This window comes from Mesotoga sp. B105.6.4 (assembly GCF_002896535.1).
Lineage (GTDB): Bacteria > Thermotogota > Thermotogae > Petrotogales > Kosmotogaceae > Mesotoga.
In genome coordinates this window covers 1-2011 of the sequence record NZ_JWIM01000063.1, presented here as the reverse complement: position 1 = coordinate 2011, position 2011 = coordinate 1, and the positions used below count along the sequence as shown (strand labels likewise).

Below are 2011 nucleotides of genomic sequence, written 5' to 3'. Positions count from 1 at the left end.
CAAATAGGGAGAAAAAAAGACTGATCTCAACTCAAAATACTAAGTCCCTATTTTAGAGAAAAGTCAACACTGCCCTTTGACAGCAAGAAATCCGAAAGGCGCTGAAGAAGGGCTAAATTGAAAGTAAATCCAGACGTACCACCGCATTTTCAAATCACCGCGCGTTTGATTCGTTGAGTGTCTAAAAGACCCAGCCCCAATTTAGGGTTTTCTTTTGCGGGTTCTGTTTATTGTCTAACGAGAAAAATGAAACCCTTCTGAAAGAAGAGTCTTTTCCGGCGGCTGCCCTGTGCAACGGGGCTTGATTTTCAGTGTCGCCAGATTCTGGCGACAGACGGGCGCAAGAAGTCGAGTACCAATCCGCTGTAATTATCATAGGATTCCACGCTGATTTCGAGCGGTTTTCTCCGGGAAGCCTCGCATAGCAGAAGCAGCTTCTTTCTTCAATACAAATATCCTCTGCTATATCATATGATCAATCTAGATGTTCGATGAAGGCGAGCTAGCTGATATGACCACAGAAGAATACTGATCAGATTATTCCCTGTTCTTTTCTCTTTTCTCTGACAAGGTGGTTTTTGAGAGTGATTTAGGCACGTTGATCAAAGGTATTCTTATAGGTGGATTCATTCCAGCCTGCGAAGTGAAAGAGATAATCGCGGCCCTAAGAAGAGGGATCAGAGTTGCGGTCCCGCTAATCATGCAAAAGTCTTCGAATGTTTTGTCTTCCATATTCCCGGGAGCTTCAAACCTACCCTTGATTGTTGCATCGAGCTTCAAAGCCATCTTTCTTCCGCTCCGGCCCCTGACTTTGACTGATAGAGACAACAAGCCGAGGAGGCAACCGTTATCGGCACGCCAATATTCAAGCTCTGGATCATGCAAATCCAGCGAAATTGACATGTTTTTGACCCCCTCCTGGAGAGCAAACGAAAAATCAGAAATTCTGTGCGCCAAGAAACGGAACTCGGCATTCACTGGCTCAGGCACTATTCTTCGTCCCTTTGATGCTTTGATTGCCAACGTACTCCCATATTGAGACTCGCTCTCCTGAAGAATCTGGAACCGAAGTACCATCTTTGAAGTCAATCTCAAGAGATACACGACCTCCGAGTTTGCTGACAACGTCAAAAAGCTTTCTTATTGTGAAGTTATAGTCGCCACTTTCGATCTTCGAGATCATTGCCTGGCTGCACTCTAGTTTTTCTGCCAGCTCCTTTTGTGAAAGGGAGTTATCCGCCCGATAGTTAATGAGAGCCGCAGAAATATCCGTCATGACTCCAATCAAGTTCAACTCAAATCTCGTGTCATCGTCTGCCGACTCTAACAACAGTTCGCTGTCTCTCTTGAACAGAGGCTCTGGATTTTTAGTATTCATTCTTCTCTTTCTATCGCCTTCACCCCATGAAAACATAAACAACTACACCTCCTAAAACTTGCACACATTAAATCCCCGACCGGTCCATTCACAAATCCTAGACTTCAGTCTCTCGATCGCCTTCTCATACTTTTCATCGGACTCATCAAAGAAGACAAGATAAACAATAATCTTCTTATCATTGAAGAAGCAGAAAAGAATCCTTGCGTTTTCTGGATCATTTCTCTTCGTCTCTGTAAGATGAAGAGAATATATTGAATAACTGGTCTTCGTACGTCTCAAAATCTCCAGGCGGGAAAATCTTCGCGGTTTTGCAAGTTCCATTTTCACATAATTCTCCCCCGCCTTCTCCAGCAGCTCGGTGAGCAAAAACCTATTCTTTATCAGATCCTTCTTTCTGGAGGGATTCTTTTCTACGTACTTGTCAAATTCCCTCTGCATTCTTTCGTCGGAAAAGACATCGATCTTTCTCTCCATCTTACCTCTATATAACTCATAAGTTGTATTGTGGTAAGAATAATCTGTAACGATTATTCCTAATTATCCGTGTTCTAAGTCAATTAATAAGGCATTGCTTGCGATATCGAATGATTTCCATGAGCTTTCCAGATGATTTAAGTATTCTCTTGTGTT

Annotated in this window: 3 protein-coding genes; all 3 read right to left on the bottom strand. The window is 43.0% G+C overall.

Annotated features, from left to right (window positions below):
• Nucleotides 1–537 precede the first annotated feature (537 nt).
• Nucleotides 538–903 carry a protein-export chaperone SecB gene (locus RJ60_RS12055; RefSeq protein WP_103134856.1) on the bottom strand — a complete coding sequence of 122 codons (366 nt, stop codon included), beginning with the start codon at nucleotides 901–903 and terminating at the stop codon, nucleotides 538–540.
• A gap of 79 nt (nucleotides 904–982) precedes the next feature.
• Nucleotides 983–1414, bottom strand: a complete 432-nt coding sequence (locus RJ60_RS12050) for a helix-turn-helix transcriptional regulator (RefSeq protein ID WP_103134855.1) — start codon at nucleotides 1412–1414, stop codon at nucleotides 983–985.
• A 15-nt stretch (nucleotides 1415–1429) separates the two neighbouring features.
• Entirely contained in the window at nucleotides 1430–1855 is a 426-nt protein-coding gene (locus RJ60_RS12045) for a hypothetical protein (protein WP_103134854.1), read from the bottom strand.
• Nucleotides 1856–2011 lie beyond the last annotated feature (156 nt).